The organism is [Brevibacterium] flavum (genome assembly GCF_019317305.1).
In the GTDB taxonomy this organism is placed as follows: Bacteria; Actinomycetota; Actinomycetes; order Mycobacteriales; family Mycobacteriaceae; genus Corynebacterium; species Corynebacterium glutamicum.
This window is the reverse complement of record NZ_CP079240.1, coordinates 1,943,241-1,958,147: the sequence shown is the minus strand read 5'-3', so window position 1 is coordinate 1,958,147 and position 14,907 is coordinate 1,943,241. Positions and strand designations below refer to the sequence as shown.

Annotated in this window: 16 protein-coding genes; 7 read left to right on the top strand and 9 right to left on the bottom strand. The window is 53.4% G+C overall.

What is annotated here, in order from left to right; translation table 11 throughout:
• Positions 1-26: 26 nt before the first annotated feature.
• From KW808_RS09440 to bioY, 3 genes are read right to left on the bottom strand one after another with little or no spacing between them, the layout of a single operon-like run.
• Positions 27-638 carry an energy-coupling factor transporter transmembrane component T family protein gene (locus tag KW808_RS09440; protein WP_462573876.1) on the bottom strand — a complete coding sequence of 204 codons (612 nt, stop codon included), beginning with the start codon at positions 636-638 and terminating at the stop codon, positions 27-29.
• Positions 635-1,327 carry an energy-coupling factor ABC transporter ATP-binding protein gene (locus tag KW808_RS09435; protein WP_003861653.1) on the bottom strand — a complete coding sequence of 231 codons (693 nt, stop codon included), beginning with the start codon at positions 1,325-1,327 and terminating at the stop codon, positions 635-637. Before KW808_RS09435 ends, KW808_RS09440 begins: the two co-directional genes overlap by 4 nt.
• Before the next feature lie 32 nt (positions 1,328-1,359).
• Complete coding sequence (gene bioY, locus KW808_RS09430; protein WP_003861651.1) at positions 1,360-1,965, bottom strand: biotin transporter BioY; 606 nt, start codon at positions 1,963-1,965, stop codon at positions 1,360-1,362.
• 155 nt (positions 1,966-2,120) lie between these two features.
• On the opposite strand from bioY, the gene KW808_RS09425 reads away from it, so the two are divergent.
• The 4 genes from KW808_RS09425 (at position 2,121) to recX (ending at position 5,209) form a co-directional block, all read left to right on the top strand.
• The gene (locus KW808_RS09425; RefSeq protein ID WP_230622949.1) at positions 2,121-2,840 is read left to right on the top strand and encodes a hypothetical protein; all 720 of its coding nucleotides are present in this window, start codon (positions 2,121-2,123) and stop codon (positions 2,838-2,840) included.
• A 57-nt stretch (positions 2,841-2,897) separates the two neighbouring features.
• Positions 2,898-3,113 (top strand): DUF3046 domain-containing protein, encoded by a 216-nt coding sequence (locus tag KW808_RS09420; protein ID WP_003857447.1) that lies wholly within the window; start codon positions 2,898-2,900, stop codon positions 3,111-3,113.
• A gap of 274 nt (positions 3,114-3,387) precedes the next feature.
• On the top strand, positions 3,388-4,518 hold the full coding sequence (recA, locus tag KW808_RS09415; protein WP_003857444.1) for a recombinase RecA: 1,131 nt from the start codon (positions 3,388-3,390) through the stop codon (positions 4,516-4,518).
• Positions 4,519-4,561: 43 nt separating this feature from the next.
• On the top strand, positions 4,562-5,209 hold the full coding sequence (gene recX, locus KW808_RS09410; protein WP_003861647.1) for a recombination regulator RecX: 648 nt from the start codon (positions 4,562-4,564) through the stop codon (positions 5,207-5,209).
• Between the two features lie 32 nt (positions 5,210-5,241).
• On the opposite strand, the gene KW808_RS09405 is transcribed toward recX, so the two are convergent.
• From KW808_RS09405 to gluA, 4 genes are all read right to left on the bottom strand, one after another.
• On the bottom strand, positions 5,242-6,063 hold the full coding sequence (locus KW808_RS09405; protein WP_462574637.1) for an amino acid ABC transporter permease: 822 nt from the start codon (positions 6,061-6,063) through the stop codon (positions 5,242-5,244).
• 125 nt (positions 6,064-6,188) lie between these two features.
• A complete protein-coding gene (gluC, locus tag KW808_RS09400) occupies positions 6,189-6,875 on the bottom strand; it encodes a glutamate ABC transporter permease GluC (protein ID WP_003857434.1) in 687 nt (228 codons plus the stop codon).
• 121 nt (positions 6,876-6,996) lie between these two features.
• A complete protein-coding gene (gene gluB / locus KW808_RS09395) occupies positions 6,997-7,884 on the bottom strand; it encodes a glutamate ABC transporter substrate-binding protein GluB (RefSeq protein WP_003861643.1) in 888 nt (295 codons plus the stop codon).
• Positions 7,885-8,001: 117 nt separating this feature from the next.
• The gene (gluA, locus tag KW808_RS09390) at positions 8,002-8,730 is read right to left on the bottom strand and encodes a glutamate ABC transporter ATP-binding protein GluA (protein ID WP_003861640.1); all 729 of its coding nucleotides are present in this window, start codon (positions 8,728-8,730) and stop codon (positions 8,002-8,004) included.
• A 341-nt stretch (positions 8,731-9,071) separates the two neighbouring features.
• Here gluA and miaB point away from each other — a divergent pair, with 341 nt between their 5' ends.
• The gene (miaB, locus tag KW808_RS09385; protein ID WP_003861639.1) at positions 9,072-10,652 is read left to right on the top strand and encodes a tRNA (N6-isopentenyl adenosine(37)-C2)-methylthiotransferase MiaB; all 1,581 of its coding nucleotides are present in this window, start codon (positions 9,072-9,074) and stop codon (positions 10,650-10,652) included.
• 61 nt (positions 10,653-10,713) lie between these two features.
• Positions 10,714-11,385, top strand: a complete 672-nt coding sequence (locus KW808_RS09380; protein WP_003861637.1) for an Rv2732c family membrane protein — start codon at positions 10,714-10,716, stop codon at positions 11,383-11,385.
• A 326-nt stretch (positions 11,386-11,711) separates the two neighbouring features.
• Here the strand turns inward: KW808_RS09380 and KW808_RS09375 are convergent, their stop codons facing one another.
• Both KW808_RS09375 and KW808_RS09370 read right to left on the bottom strand, forming a co-directional pair.
• Positions 11,712-12,737 (bottom strand): GNAT family N-acetyltransferase, encoded by a 1,026-nt coding sequence (locus KW808_RS09375; protein ID WP_003859793.1) that lies wholly within the window; start codon positions 12,735-12,737, stop codon positions 11,712-11,714.
• Entirely contained in the window at positions 12,738-14,099 is a 1,362-nt protein-coding gene (locus KW808_RS09370) for a DUF349 domain-containing protein (RefSeq protein ID WP_003859794.1), read from the bottom strand. It abuts the gene before it with no gap.
• Between the two features lie 176 nt (positions 14,100-14,275).
• On the opposite strand from KW808_RS09370, the gene KW808_RS09365 reads away from it, so the two are divergent.
• The gene (locus KW808_RS09365; protein WP_003859796.1) at positions 14,276-14,896 is read left to right on the top strand and encodes a hypothetical protein; all 621 of its coding nucleotides are present in this window, start codon (positions 14,276-14,278) and stop codon (positions 14,894-14,896) included.
• Positions 14,897-14,907 lie beyond the last annotated feature (11 nt).

Below are 14,907 nucleotides of genomic sequence, written 5' to 3'. Positions count from 1 at the left end.
CCCCCTTTGCTATGTGTTGAAAGAACTTAATCGCCGGCACCACGAGCGAGAAGAGCATCGCCGATATTGCGGGCCCTCTTTATTGATCTGATGATCACAGGCGTGCCAAACGCGGTGATAGAAAAACCGGCGCCACGAGCTTTACGGACATCGAGGACTTCCTTCACCGTGGCTAATTGCAGCGGAATGAGCCGAATCGTGAGAGAAATAGCCAAGGTGATCGTCTCTACTGGCAGGCCAAAACGTGCAAAAGGCTGCAACATCCGCTCAACTGCATTCATGAGCGCTTCCAACCGCGTGGTCAACGTCAACAACATGGCGGCCATCACCGCAGAAAACAGCGTGAGCACTGTGGTTGCCGCGAAATCAAAGCCGCGCTGCCACCACTGAAACGCACCGAGCATGATCAAAATCGGCAGCACTGGCCACAACTGCTCCCACGCGACCTTCAGCGGAATCTTCGCCAGCACGTAAAACACCACTGCAATCCCCACCAAAATCAACCCATGAACCGGGGTAGAAGCCGCGATGGAGCCGCCGATGATGAAAAACAGCAGAAGTGGGAATTTCCACAAAGCAGGAAAAGAATGAACAACAGATTGCTTATCGACGTAAAAACCTAAAGGAATACTGTTCATTTCGCAGGTTCCGCCATAAGCGATACGTACAGGTCAATGGACTTTTGCGGAGGGCCATCAGCAGCGATTTTATGATCATTGATACAAATGACCCGCTCAAAATCGCTGAGGAAATCTAAATCATGGCTGACAACGATTAATTGCTGCTCGAGTTTACTGAACACGTCTTTGATCATCAGCCTATTGCGCAGATCCAGCAGGGTAGTGGGCTCATCAGCGATGATCACTTCTGGCTCCAAAATCAGCACTGCAGCCAGCGCTAACAACTGCTTTTGACCACCGGATAGGGTGTGCGGTGATTGATCTGCATGCTCGCTCAAGTTGAATCGCGCCATCATCTCGTCGACACGTTGCGCCTTTTCAGCGCGTGGCATTTTGTGCCGGCGAAGCGAGAAGGCAATATCCTCACGCACAGTTGGCATCACGATCTGGTTTTCAGCGTCAGAGAAGACAAATCCAACCTTCTTGCGAACTTCCCGTCCGGAATGCGAGACGTCAAGGCCATCAACTAGAACACGCCCTGTGGTTGGTTCACCGAGACCATTGATTATTCTGATGAGCGTGGATTTTCCACCGCCGTTAGCCCCGATGATGCCAATGCGTTGTTCTGTCAGTTTTAACGATAGGGGCTCTAAAATGAGCGAGTCATCGTAGCGTACTTCAGTGTTGTCAAAAATGATCTCGGGCATGAACTGCAATTCTGAGGAAAAGTGGGTTGGAACTATTTCTTACGGATGTCAGGGAATGCTGCATGAACTCCAGCGGCGATTATGACCATGACGGTGATCTTGGCCAAATCTGGCAGCACAAAGGCACCTTGAGCAATTGTTGCTTCACTCAAGCTTAGACCCGCACGAAGGACGAGACCCACGATGCCGCAAGCGTATTGGGTGATCAGACCCGCGAGACCCGCCAGGCCTAAAACGATGAACATTCCAGCGCCACGCTTTTTAGGTGCGAGGTAAGCGATGATGCCTGCAACAAGTGGGGAAATGAGGTAACCCACGATGTAGCCAGCTGTTGGGCCAGCAAGTGCGGCCAAAGTGGTACGACCACCTGCAAGGACAGGCAGGCCAATCAGGCCGAGTGCCAGGAACAGCAAAGCAGTGAGAAAACCACGTCGACCACCAAGAATCAGGCCAGCCAAAACGATGGAGGCATTCTGCAAAACAATAGGCACACCCGCTGTGCCAACTGGGATGGAAACAAAAGCAAGCACAATGATCAGTGCTGCAAAAACTGCAATAAGCGCGATGTCTTGGAGCTGTTTACGTGAAGAATGCTTCTTTAGCGGAGTCACAGTTGCAGGAGAAGAGGATGTAGGCATGAAAAAATCATACACCTGAACAGTGTTCAACAAGCAAGCTGGATGTTTTGAACAGCGTTCATGTGGGGGATGGGGGCTGAAATTTCTCAACTGGATCCAACTGTCAGATATGTAGATATTGTTGCATATGGCAGATGTGTCAGTGGCGTTTCTTTGTGAATTTACTTAAATCTTATAAACGATCGGCAAGAAATATGAATTTTGATCCAGTGGGAAAATGGGTAGCAGCCAACATTCGCTGTGATGTGGACGAATCGCCAGTCACGCGGGATGAGGTTCTGGGAATATGCATGAAGCTCAGGAGTGGAAAGCCGAAGTTGGAGTATCGCATTTCGGGTTCTGTTGAAGACTTTGGAGAAGAATCTACTAGGTTTAGTTTTCGATGTAATCCACAGACAGGTGCACAGCACAAGGTCACAACCTATGCCAATGGTGAATCGAGAGAATCCTTCGATACCCCCAAACTCACTTCTGAAGGCTGGTTTGAATCAGATCAGTTCATTATTCGTCCGAGAGGTGCTCCTGGCTTGATGGTGATGTGGAAGGACTTTGTAATGCACGAGCTTTACTCTCCGCCACCTCCAAATGGATTTTCGATGACCATGCATAATCTTCGGTACCTGAAGATTACTCAAGATCTCACAGATGAGGATGCTGGTTGGGGTCTTTTTGTTGACCTTGAAACCGATTGCGCTTTGTATTATTGCCAGTACGTCGAAGAACGCACGATGTTTAAAGAAACGGTAGTATCCTCCGTCCATGTACTTTTTTCGGGGGAAACTAGTTTTCATGAGTTTGAGAATAATGACGTCGGTGAACTAACGCGTGTGGATTCATCCGCCCTGGAAGACGGTCATGACGGGGACCCTTCTTAGGGTCGCTGTCGGAGATTGGAAACGTAACTTCTGTGCTTGCGCTGTATTATCGTCCCCATGCGTTTATCGGAGTTTCGGCAACTCATTGAAGATGAATTCGGAGAAGCCAAAGGGGAGTGGATTGCACACTCGCATGTGATTGGTGCCCTCGGCGTCACTGCAGATGTTGCAGTAGATACCGGGGTTGATCTGCGCGATGTATGGGAACAACTGTGCATTGATTTCAGTGTTCCCGAAGAGCGACGACTTGGTAAGGATGAACCAGGGTTCTAGCTTGTTCGAGGGAGTTCGCATGAAAATTCGAATTTCGAACAGTTGTGCGTGTATACTGTTTTTTGAGCACGTTGTGTCCTAGGGTTCATCTACAGTAACGGGCATAAACAAAAGAACAGATGAAAACACAGTGAAGTCGGGATCCAAATCCTTGAACTTCAAGTCTAAGTAAGTAGGGGTCACTGCTGCAGTGCTGTTTTAGTCAGTGCTGAAGTGATGCAACCGTAGGAATTTTCGTCCACATCAACGTCAATAAAACTAAGAGGAATTAAAAATGGCTCCCAAGAAGACAGCAACAAAGGCAACTGCCGCCAAGGGGAATGATCGTCAGAAGGCACTTGATGCCGCACTAGCCCTGATTGAGAAGGATTTCGGTAAAGGCGCTGTCATGCGTCTGGGTGATGAGAATCGTCCGCCAATCCAGACCATCTCATCTGGTAACACCGCGATTGATATTGCCTTGGGTATCGGTGGATTCCCACGTGGTCGAATCGTTGAGGTGTATGGCCCAGAATCATCAGGTAAAACCACCGTTGCACTGCACGCTATTGCGCAGGCACAAAAGGCCGGCGGCATCGCTGCATTCATTGACGCCGAGCACGCGTTGGATCCAGATTATGCTCGCAAGCTTGGTGTAGATACTGATGCGCTTCTGGTTTCGCAGCCAGACACTGGTGAGCAAGCACTAGAAATCGCCGACATGCTGGTTCGTTCCGGCGCAATCGACATCATCGTGATTGACTCGGTGGCTGCGCTGACACCAAAGGCTGAAATTGAAGGCGAAATGGGCGATAGCCACGTTGGTCTTCAGGCCCGCCTCATGAGCCAGGCGCTTCGTAAGATGACAGGTGCGCTGTACAACTCGGGTACCACCGCGATCTTCATTAACCAGCTGCGTGAAAAGATCGGTGTGATGTTCGGTTCCCCAGAAACCACCACCGGTGGTAAGGCCCTGAAGTTCTACGCATCTGTTCGTTGTGACATTCGACGAATCCAGACTCTGAAGGACGGACAGGATGCCATTGGTAACCGCACCCGCTTGAAGGTCGTTAAGAACAAGGTCTCCCCACCGTTCAAGATCGCTGAATTCGACATCATGTACGGCGAAGGCATCTCCCGTGAATCCTCCGTCATTGACTTGGCAGTGGACAACGGCATTGTGAAGAAGTCAGGTTCCTGGTTCACCTACGAGGGCGAACAGCTTGGTCAAGGTAAGGAAAAGGTGCGTCTTTCCCTCAAGGAGAACCCTGAACTCACCGATGAGCTGGAAGATAAGATCTTCAAGAAGCTGGGAGTAGGCAAGTACGCTGCAGCCTCAGATGAACTCACCGACGATCCAGTAGAGCTCGTGCCTAACGTTGACTTCGATGATGAAGCCGACACCGAAGCAGACGCTGAAGACTAAGCACCAGTTTTAACAAAGCAGGGACAATCCACACACTTAAACCATGATGTGGCTTGTTCCTGCTTTTTCGTCAACGAAGGGCAACAACGCGATGGATATCCAAGCCGAAAAGATTGAAAAGCTCAGAAAAGCACTCGACAACTTTGAACGCGCTCATGCGCGAGGCGAATCAGAATTCTTTGACCATGAAAAAGAAGAAAAGAAAGCCAACGTACGCAGACGTGCCCTGCTGCTGCTTAACCAACGCGCACGATCAGTCAACGAACTAAGCACCAGACTTAAAGCACTGGAGTTTGAGGAAGACATCATCAATGAGGTCATTGACGATCTCACCAGATCCAAACTGCTTGATGATGAAGTTTTTGCCACTGAGTGGGTTCGGCAACGTGCTGCCAGGCGAGGAAAATCTTCGCGTGCGCTGGACCGCGAACTGCAGGAAAAAGGCGTCGACAAGCAAACGCGTGCTGCGGCGCTTGAGCAAATCGACCAGGCCGATGAGCGGGACACGGCGCGGGCGGTGGCCGTGAAAAAGGCGCGCTCAGAGACCAAGATTCCGCAGGACCGCGCCGACTACGACAAAGCGCTTCGGCGCGTGGTTGGTGCGCTGGCACGGCGGGGATTTCCGGCTGGAATGTCCATGGACCTTGCGCGGGAAGCGCTAGACGCGCGAATCGAGGATTTGAAAAACTAAACCCCGGATGGGAATCATCCGGGGTAAGGGAGTTACTGAACTCCAGGGGTTTTCAGATCCTTATAATCAGGATCCTGCCAGTCGACATTGACATTGTCCTTGGTCTCCAGACCTTGATCTGGCTGCTCAGGGACCTTGGCAACAATGTTCTTACGAGCCCTACCTGCACGCAACTGGCGCTCGATGCGAGAAGCCAGAGCGGTGAGGGAGAAGTTCAGAACAATCATGATCAGCGCAACAACAAACAGCGCTGCAAGGTAGTTGCGGTTGACAGACGCGGACTGAATACCGGAACGAACCACTTCGATGTAGCCGATCTGGTAACCAAGTGCGGAGTCCTTCAGTGCAATAACCATCTGAGAGATCAACGCTGGGAGCATTGCAGCCACGGCCTGAGGCAACAAGATTGACCAGGTGGTTTGCCTAGAAGACATACCCAACGCAATCGCTGCTTCCTTCTGCCCCTTAGGCAGGGAAGCGATACCAGAACGCAGAATCTCTGCGATCACAGAACCGTTGTACATGGTCAGACCGAATACCACGGCGGCGAACGCGAGCTGGCTCGACGGCACGATGTTGTACTGGGCGAACATCTGGTAGGCGAAAATCATGAGGATCAGAACCGGAATGGCTCGGAAAGTCTCGATGATGACGGCGCAGAACCAACGGAGAATCCTGATTTCAGAGATACGGCCAAGACCCAGTGCGGTACCCATGACCAGAGCCAAGATCACCGAGAACACGGCAGATTTCAGCGTGTCCCACAAACCAGGAAGAATGTAGGTGGTCCAGGTTTGGGAATTGATGAACGGAGTCCATTTGTTGGCATCGAGTTGGCCGTTGCCTGAAAGGATGGAGCCAATCCAGAAGAGGAGCGCCAATCCCAGAACCACCGTGAGACTGGTGATGATGAGGTTGAATCGACGGCCCTTTGGTCCAGGAGCATCGTAGAGGACTGTTGCGCGAACTGTATTAGCCATTACTTCTTCACCGCCAAACGCTCAGAGAGTTTGCCCAAGCCAAGGCCCATGGGCAGGGTCAGAATCATGAAGCCAACGGCGAAGATCGCGAACACGACAAATAGCATGTTGGCGTGATTTTCGATGGTGGCTTTCATCAGCAGGGAGGCTTCGCCAACTCCAATGACAGAGGCGATGGTGGTGTTCTTAGTCAGTGCGATCAGTGTGTTGCCCAAAGGGACGATCGCGGCGCGCACAGCCTGCGGGAAAATAATGGAACGGAAAGTCGCGCCAAAGCCCAGTCCTAGGGAACGCGCAGCTTCTGCTTGCCCAAAGTGCACGGTGTTAATACCCGAACGCAGGGACTCGGCAACGAAGGTTGAGGTGTACAAAATGAAGCCAAGTACGGCCAAGCGGAAGTTATTATCCACCAAGAATGTGGAGCTTTCACGGCCCGCCAAAGTCAACCCGAGATTTTGGTAAAGGCCAAAGGAGCAAAACAGCACCACAAGAGTAAGTGGGGTATTTCGGACTGTGTTGATGTACGCCGTGGACAACGTGCGGAGGATTTTAACGGGCGAGACCCTCATTGCGGTGAGGATGGTTCCGAAAATCATGGCGCCGATGGCGGAATAAATGGTGAGTTTGATGGTCACCCAAAAAGCTGGAAGTAGAGACGGACCCAGATCCGCCCACAAAGTGCTCATGTGGTGGTGCTCCTTGTTAAGGATGGGAATAAATCATGAACTTAAATGGGTTGTGCGTGGCGCTTTCGGGGTTTTAAGCGCCACGCACATTTCTTAAAGCTGGCTTTTAAAAGCCGTCACACTAGCTTGCGTCGAGGAAGGAGAGGTCACCTGGGGTGCCTTCTTCAACAACCACGGAGTCTTCACCGAGGTTCTCGGTGAGCAGTCGCTGGAAGGTGCCGTCAGCGTACATGCGCTCAAGTGCGGCGTTGATAGCGTCGGTGCCTTCCTGGTCATCCTTCTTCAGGCCAATGCCGTAGTACTCGTCGGTGAATGGCTCGCCGTCCTTTTCCATTTCCACAACGCGGAAGTCGCCTTCGTACTGCTGGGAGTAGCCGAAGAGGATGGTGGCGTCAGTGGTCAGGGCGTCAACGTTGCCCTGGGACAGTGCCTCAACACAGGAAGAGTATGTGTCGTATTCTTGGAGCTGAACGCCTGAGAGGACATCCTTGACCTTCTGAGCTGGAGTGGATCCGGAAACGGAGCACAGGATCAAACCGTCATCCAAGTCCTCGAGGGTTTCAATGCGATCGTCATCTTGGCGAACAAGCAGAGCCTGGTGGGTAAGCAGGTATGGGCCACCGAAGTTGACGGACTCTGAACGGCCAGCGTTGATGGAGTAGGTTGCTGCGATCATGTCTACCTCACCGTTTTGAATGAGGGTTTCACGCTGTGCAGAAGGGGATTCACGCCATTCGATGGTGGGGTGATCCCAGCCCTTGTCATCAGCGATGGAGTTGACTACGTATTCAGCAACATCCACGTCGAGACCGCTCATGGAGTTGTCTGGGTTGCGGAGGCCAAGACCAGGCTGATCGTATTTGGTGCCGACATTGACAGAACCATTTTCAATGGCTGCGAGGAATCCGTCGCCACCGCTTGAATCACCACAGGCGGTGAGGGTAACTCCGGCAAGTGCAGTTGCTCCAAGAATCGCACCGATACGGGTAAAAGTACGCTTTGCAGACATGTTGTCTCCTTATATATCTAAAAGGTTGCAATCGCTGATTGAACTCCAGCGGGGGATTAGGGCCGAGAAAAATGACACTGAAAGAAGTGACTCTGAAGATAGAGGCGCAGCCAAAAACTAGTGGGCAAGGATCTTGCCGAGGAAGTCTTTTGCACGATCAGACTTAGGGTTGGTGAAGAAGGAATCTGGTTCCGTATCTTCCACAATGAGCCCATCCGCCATGAACAACACACGATCGGCTGCTTTGCGTGCGAATCCCATCTCGTGGGTAACACACACCATCGTCATGCCTTCCTTGGCAAGGCTTGCCATGACGTCCAACACTTCGTTGACCATTTCAGGGTCAAGGGCGGAGGTGGGCTCGTCGAAAAGCATGATCTTTGGGTTCATCGCAAGTGCGCGCGCGATGGCCACACGCTGTTGCTGACCGCCGGACAGTTGCGCCGGATATTTATCAGCTTGGTTTGCGATGTCGACGCGTTCCAACAGGCTCATCGCAAGCTTTTCGGCTTCAGACTTTTTCATCTTTCGCACTTTGATGGGTGCAAGAGTGACGTTGTCTTTGATGGTGAGGTGGGGGAAGAGGTTGAAGGACTGGAATACCATTCCGACATCGGCGCGGAGATTGGCTAAGCCTTTACCTTCTTCTGGGAGTACCTTTCCATCGATTTCGATGGTGCCTTCCTCGATGGTTTCGAGACGGTTGATCGTGCGGCAAAGGGTTGACTTGCCGGATCCGGATGGTCCAAGTACGACGACAACTTGTCCTCTGGGAATTTCAAGATCAATATCCGTAAGGGCATGAAAGTCGCCGAAGTATTTTTGCACTCCCGTCATCTTGATCATCGGGGATTTTGTGGTCTGCGTCATAAGGGTAGCTTAAAGCAGTTTGTGCTGAGAATGTTCGCAATTGTGTGAATGAGTCCATTTTGAAACAAATAGCACTACATTTACCAGCATTTTCGCAGGTGGGTAGGGGGCAAGGTTTGGGGGTAGTCTCCGATCTTGTCCAAAATTTACCTATTACCTGATAGATATTGCGTGTTAAATAAGCGTGCGAATGTGGCCAAGTTAAACTTCGCTAAGCCTAGGAATTCTCAAGGCAAGGTCGGAGACGAGCCTTGTTAGTTCAGAGTCCTAAATAGGCGTTTATGTCAGCTCGCGCAACAGGGATACAATGAGCAACCGTGACGCAGCAATTGAACCACGCAAAGGTAAATCAACATCCCGGTCAAGCCACCCTCCCAGAAACCGCAGAGGGACAGGTTCGCACCTACGAGGTAAAAACCTACGGCTGTCAGATGAATGTGCACGATTCTGAGCGCCTTTCGGGCCTGCTCGAGGAGGCTGGATACGTTGCTGCTCCGGAGGACACCACTCCGGATCTTGTCGTATTTAATACGTGCGCCGTGCGTGAAAACGCCGACATGCGCCTTTATGGCACTTTGGGCAACCTGCGCAGCGTGAAAGAAAAGAACCCAGGCATGCAAATCGCTGTCGGTGGTTGCTTGGCGCAAAAAGATAAAGATACCGTGGTGAAAAAAGCACCATGGGTGGACGTTGTGTTTGGTACCCACAACATTGGTTCCTTGCCAACCTTGCTTCAGCGCGCGGAGCACAATGCCCAAGCGGAAGTTGAAATTGTCGATTCCCTCGAGCAATTCCCATCAGTACTTCCTGCAAAGCGCGAGTCTGCTTACGCTGGTTGGGTGTCCGTATCAGTCGGCTGTAACAACACCTGTACTTTCTGCATCGTTCCGTCGCTGCGCGGTAAAGAGCAGGACCGTCGACCAGGAGACATCCTCGCAGAGGTACAAGCACTGGTGGATCAGGGAGTTACCGAGGTAACTCTACTTGGCCAAAACGTAAATGCTTACGGCGTGAACTTTGTTGATCCTGAGCTAGAGCGCGATCGCAGTGCATTTTCCAAGCTGCTTCGTGCCTGTGGTGAGATCGAAGGCCTCGAGCGGGTTCGCTTCACCAGCCCTCACCCTGCAGAATTCACCTCTGATGTCATTGACGCCATGGCAGAGACCCCAAACATCTGCCCGCAGCTGCACATGCCACTGCAGTCCGGATCTGACAAGGTGCTCAAAGAGATGCGCCGTTCCTACCGATCCAAGAAGTTCCTCTCCATCTTGGATGAGGTCCGTGCGAAGATCCCTCACGCCTCCATCACCACCGATATTATTGTCGGATTCCCTGGCGAAACAGAGGAGGATTTCCAAGCAACCCTCGACGTTGTCAAGAAGGCACGCTTTACTTCTGCTTACACCTTCCAATACAGCCCACGCCCTGGCACCCCTGCAGCGGAATATGAAAACCAGCTTCCAAAAGAAGTTGTGCAGGAACGCTACGAGCGCCTCATGGTCGTTCAGGAACAAGTCTGCGAAGAAGAAAACCAAAAGCTCATCGGCACCACCGTCGAATTGCTGGTCCAGGCTGGCGGAGGCCGCAAGAACGATGCCACCAAGCGCATGAGTGGTCGCGCATGCGATGGACGCCTCGTGCACTTTGCTCCAGAGGGCGACATTGATGGTGAGATCCGCCCCGGCGATTTTGTCACTGTCACGGTGACTGAGGCCAAGCCTTTCTTCCTCATCGCAGACTCCGGTGTGCAGACCCACCGTCGCACCAAAGCTGGTGACAACTCTGCAGTTGGTCAAGTTCCAACCACAGCACCGATCGGTGTGGGCTTGGGACTGCCACAAATCGGCGCACCAAAGGTGGCTCCTGCCACAGAATCTGCCTGCTGCTCCATTAACTAAAACTGCAGGCTAGAATAGAGGGTCGATAGGAGTCGATGAAAAAGTCGGCGCCAACGAGGAGATGAACAACAACGTGAGTGATCAAAAGCTAAGTGGTAAAGAGCTTGCGGCACTAGAGAAACAAGCCGCAAAAACTCTCGAACTTGGTGATAAGAAGTGGTATCTCATCGCGGGAGTCGTGCTTTTCGCCATCGCACTCGTCCTCCCACATATCCGTGGAGTGATGGGCTGGCAGGTTCTGACGCTGTCGAATGTCGCGGAAGATGCCGGCATAACCCTTGGTGAGTACGGTTTCTACTGGTTGGGCACCATCGGTGTATTCCTGCTTTCTTTGGGCACTGTCGTGTTTAAGCGCACGTGGATGGCGTGGATTTCATGGATTTTCTCCTGCGTCACTCTTGTGTTCGCTGTGTTTGCCATCTGGATGCGCCAAACAACCACCAGCACCCAAGTGAATTTCGTCAACATTGGCATGATGCTTGCTGTGATTGCAGCGATCCTTGCTGTGTGGGGTCTATCTTCGGTGATTTTGGCCCGCAGTGATCGCCAAATGGAGATCGCTGAAATGCGCGCCGAGAACCCAGACCTTGATGGTGTTGCAGCTACCCAGCGCGCACTTCTTGAGCAGCAGCAAAGCAACCCAGAAGATAATCCTTTGCTTGTCGACGATCGTCGCGCCCGCATCGCCCGCCGCCGCGAGCGTGAACAGGATGCACAAGGGGAGCAGGCTTAAGTTCTAGTTCAAGCGGTTGATCACGATACAAGTGGTCAACCGCTTTTCCGTGCCCGCCTGGGATGCGATTTAAGGGCTCGTTTTTCTCGAATGAGTGTTTGTATCGCCTTTAGATGTTTAGGCGCTTAGAAGCCATTGTGTGAGGTCGCTTTTTTCAGGTTGGGGTCAAGTTTTACCCTCTCTTCGCTGCGAACTGTCGAAATAAACCAAGCGCACTTACTGGCGCTGAGCTTTTGGCCTAAAAAGACACTAATCGGCTCTTGAAATGTGCATTTGAGACCAAAGGAAGTCTAGAAAACCGCGTCCTTGGTCTCGAATTCCATCACCTAGAGTTTCTTCTCCCACAGGGTGGTTCGGGCGATCTCTGTTGCCCCTATGGAGCGGTTAATCGCCAGCATCGCATGGTTGTCTACTGCATTTGAGGTGGCTACGCGTTGAATTTCTGGGTGGCACCTCGAAAGTAGTGACAGTCCCGCTAATTTCACAGCGGTTCCAAGACCGCGGCCTCTGAAATCTGGGTGCACGATGGTCAGTCCCTGTTCGGCGATGTCAGGGTTGGAGCCTGGGGGAATCGCGATGGAGGACATGGCAGCGACTGTGGATCCTTCGGCAAACAGTACGGTGAACAGTTTCGTTCCTGTTTTAAGGATTCTTTCAGATTGTTGCGCCAAGCGGTGTTCATCCCACTGTGCAGGCGCAACACTTAAGTTTCCGTGGGGCACATCGAGGGCTGCGCGGTGTTGGAGTTCCACAATGCTAGGGATCAGCGCGCTTGGGAAGGCGGTGCCTTCAACGTCCACCACGGTGAATTCTCCAGCGGACCAGTCACCTGAAGGAAGCGCGATGGTTTGTTGGATTTCTTCGTGGGCTTTAACGTATCCGCGGCGTTGCAGCACCAGGCAGTAGTCACAATCCGCATTACTCCCTGGAGGGTGCATGTGAGCGGTGTGGAAGGTGGTGCGCTTCCAGGGGTTGGAGGCTGCAACGTTTTCGGCGTGGTGCAGGAGGGCGTCGATAAGCGTTAAAGCCTCGCCCTCAAAGGGCTGGCCCGGTAGGGGCTGGAAGGTGGCGTCGAGGACGACGTCGAGGCTGGCTGAGGCGGTGTCGTCGATAAGCGGGTAGTTGATTTTTACCCAGCCTTGGGCCTCGTCCCATTCATCGGGCGCGTAGTGCAGTTCGGAGGCGAGCTCAGTGTTGTCGCAAAGATCGGCGTGGATGCGCTCCACGGAGACGGACACGTCCATGGTGTTGGCGGTTTCCTGGGCATCCAGGTTGGACATGAACACAAAGGAGCGGACCTGATCATCGGGTTCTTCGCCCCAGACCTGGTCCGCTAATTTGGAGAACTTCATTTACAGCTGGTCAACTGCCTCATGTGCGGCGCGGGACCATTCTGCCCACTGTGCAGCCTGTGCACGCAGCTTCTCAGCCTTCTTGGAGTTGCCCTTGGCTTCGGCGGCGTCTGCTTGAGCGTTGAACTCGGCGACCTTCGCGGAGAACTGGTCTGCGCGTGCCTGTGCTTCTGGGTCGGTGCGGCGCCACTGGGATTCCTCAGCAGCGGAGACGCGCTTTTCCAGCACGGCGATCTTCTCTTCGAATTCGCGGACAACGCCACGTGGAACGAAGCCGATTTCTTCCCACTTTTCCTGCAGTTCGCGGAGCTTGCTGCGCGCTCCGTCGAGGCCCTGCTCGGGGTTGATCTGTGCGTCGTATTCGTCGATGAGCTGCTGCTTTGCGGTTGCGTTGGCTTCGAATTCCTGGTCGCGTTCCTTGGCTACGGCGTTGCGCCTATCAAAGAAGTAGTCCTGGGCGCCCTTGAATGCCGCCCACAGCTTGTCGTCGATTTCGCGTGGTGCGCGGCCGGCGGCTTTCCATTCGGTCATGAGATCGCGGAATGCGCGGGCGGTGTCGTTCCACTCAGTGGATTCCTTGAGAGCATTGGCGCGCTCAACGAGTTCTTCCTTGAGTTTGCGTGCAGATGCGCGGGTGCGATCCAGCTCTGCGAAGTGTGCGCCGCGGCGACGGTTGAAGGAGTCACGCGCACGGGAGTAGCGCTTCCACAGTTCATCATCGGTCTTGCGGTCGATGCCGTGGATGGACTTCCACTCATCCAGGATGGCGCGGATGCGGTCGCCAGCAACCTTCCAGTCGGAGGAGTTTTCTGCCAAGGTTTCAGCCTCAACAGCGAGCTCTTCCTTGCGAGCTACCGCGCGCTCACGGTTTTTAGCCTTTTGTTCCTTGGCGCGCTCGTTGGCTTCCTCGGAGTTGTTGATGATCTTGGACAGGCGAGCTTCAACGCCATCAAGGTCACCGATCGCAGCGATGGTGGGCAGGGTTGCCTTGAGTTCTTCAGCTTTCGCGCGGATGGAGGTCGCATCATCAGGGTGGGAGATTAGGCGCTGTTCCATGAGCTCAACTTCGGTTGCCAGATCATCAAAACGGGCGCCGTAGTGAGCAAGACCTTCCTCAGGGGTGCCGGCCTGCCAAGAACCAATCAGACGCTCGCCAGCAGAGGTGGTGACATAAGCAGATCCGTCGGCCTCAACGCGACCAAACTTTGCAGGATCGTTAGAAGTTTTGGCGATTGGCGCAGGTGTAGCAACCGCAGCTTTCTTTGCAGCAACCTGAGCCCCAGGTCGGGGTCCTGGCCGTGGGCCCGGGCGAGGTCCCGGCTTTGGTGCAGAGGTGGAGCTGGGAGTCTGGTTCTCAGTCATGGTGGGTCCTTAAAAGCTAGGGTCGTCCTGGCCGCGCGACACGGCCGCCGAAACTCGAATTACGTTTATTAAACATACCGCGTGCCATAGGAGGTGTCAGCCAGATAGGGTGCACTATCTTGAAAAACCGCGCTCAGGAGAGGTGTTTGCCCAGCAATTTCGGTGGGCAGGATAGGGTGGAAGATGTGAATGCAACGCTGATTATCATGCCTGGAAGTCCGGCGCTGGTACCTGAACTGGCACCAGCGGATGCTGCGGGGGCGCGCTTGTTGGCGTCGTTACGTGCAGTTTTTGATGCGGAACTGGCCAATGATGATCGCCCGATCGAGTTGGTTGGCTCCCGGGATGAGGCGTGGTTTACCAAGCATGCGGGAAATCTGCGGGCCTGGGGTGCACCGAGCGTGCAGGTTTCTGACGGACATTATTTGCCGGAAATTTTGCAGCGTGTCGCGCTGGGTGGTTTCGAATCGCGTGTAACTCATGTGCGCGATCGGTTGGGTAGCGTCAACGACAACACGGTTACAGTGCTTGCCCTTGACGGCCCCACGGGCTTGACCACCCGCGCGCCGTCCGCACTCGTGCCCGGCGCGTCCAACATCGACGCCTGGTGCCACTCATTGCTGTCTGGAAAGCCCGGGGAAGTGCCCAGCACAAGCACGCTTATCGACGCCTCCCTCCGCGAACCACAGCTCTGGCTCGACTTATCCGCCGTGGCAACAGAAGCGTCAACTGCTCAACTTCTCGACAGCGACGACACCCACGGCGTGGGACGCTACGTTGCTCGCTGGACTTTTTAACTTAAGGGAGA

What these genes read in the sequence shown, in the direction of transcription:
- gluC (WP_003857434.1), bottom strand. Translation starts at nt 6,875, where the DNA reads ATGAGCACTTTGTGGGCGGATCTGGGTCCGTCTCTACTTCCAGCTTTT.
- gluA (WP_003861640.1), bottom strand. Translation starts at nt 8,730, where the DNA reads ATGATCAAGATGACGGGAGTGCAAAAATACTTCGGCGACTTTCATGCC.
- gluB (WP_003861643.1), bottom strand. Translation starts at nt 7,884, where the DNA reads ATGTCTGCAAAGCGTACTTTTACCCGTATCGGTGCGATTCTTGGAGCA.
- KW808_RS09440 (WP_462573876.1), bottom strand. Translation starts at nt 638, where the DNA reads ATGAACAGTATTCCTTTAGGTTTTTACGTCGATAAGCAATCTGTTGTT.
- KW808_RS09370 (WP_003859794.1), bottom strand. Translation starts at nt 14,099, where the DNA reads ATGACTGAGAACCAGACTCCCAGCTCCACCTCTGCACCAAAGCCGGGA.
- recX (WP_003861647.1), top strand. Translation starts at nt 4,562, where the DNA reads ATGATGTGGCTTGTTCCTGCTTTTTCGTCAACGAAGGGCAACAACGCG.
- KW808_RS09375 (WP_003859793.1), bottom strand. Translation starts at nt 12,737, where the DNA reads ATGAAGTTCTCCAAATTAGCGGACCAGGTCTGGGGCGAAGAACCCGAT.
- bioY (WP_003861651.1), bottom strand. Translation starts at nt 1,965, where the DNA reads ATGCCTACATCCTCTTCTCCTGCAACTGTGACTCCGCTAAAGAAGCAT.
- recA (WP_003857444.1), top strand. Translation starts at nt 3,388, where the DNA reads ATGGCTCCCAAGAAGACAGCAACAAAGGCAACTGCCGCCAAGGGGAAT.
- KW808_RS09420 (WP_003857447.1), top strand. Translation starts at nt 2,898, where the DNA reads ATGCGTTTATCGGAGTTTCGGCAACTCATTGAAGATGAATTCGGAGAA.
- KW808_RS09435 (WP_003861653.1), bottom strand. Translation starts at nt 1,327, where the DNA reads ATGCCCGAGATCATTTTTGACAACACTGAAGTACGCTACGATGACTCG.
- KW808_RS09380 (WP_003861637.1), top strand. Translation starts at nt 10,714, where the DNA reads ATGAACAACAACGTGAGTGATCAAAAGCTAAGTGGTAAAGAGCTTGCG.